This is a genomic window from Shewanella sp. MF05913, from assembly GCF_059758095.1.
Genome location: NZ_JCAYNT010000075.1, coordinates 1 through 539, shown reverse-complemented (window position 1 = coordinate 539; position 539 = coordinate 1). Strand labels below are relative to the sequence as shown.

The window sequence follows — 539 nt, the reverse complement described above, 5'->3', positions numbered from 1 at the left end:
TTTAGGCTAGTCAGTGACTCTATGTATTTATTACATCAAAAATATTCACGTGGTGATGAACTTTCATCTCTAAAGCCAGATCTACTCAAAGCGTTAGAGTATCGTCAATGGCAAAAAAATTATGCTGATGCATTACCTGACAACGAACAAGCTGAGCGTATAGATTGGGAAGAAATTCGAGAAGATTACTTAGAAGAATTCCTGAAATGGCTAAGTTTTGCTTACTGTTTGGATATGGGTAAGGAGTATTACCTACATATGTTAGCTTTAATTGCTAATGAAGGTCTTGACTCATTATTGGATAAAATTGCAGTTGAAATGGGTGATGTTGAGCGTGCTGTATCTAAAGAATTACTTTTTAAAAAGCGCTTTAGTAAACTTTATAATGTTATTGAAAGTGAACCTGAACAGCGTCCTGAATTATTAAAAGATTATCTAGAGGTTTGGTATAAGTTAGAGGGAAGTCCTGATTATCACTTGATGAGTACAGATGCTTATATAGGTTATTGGTGCTGGGAGGCTGCATTGGTAACCAAACT

General features: G+C 35.3%; 1 protein-coding gene. It reads left to right on the top strand.

The window, feature by feature from the left end; genetic code table 11:
- Positions 1-21 precede the first annotated feature (21 nt).
- On the top strand, positions 22-539 hold a 518-nt coding region (locus AC19MV_RS23070; protein WP_498310046.1), incomplete at its 3' end, for a PoNe immunity protein domain-containing protein.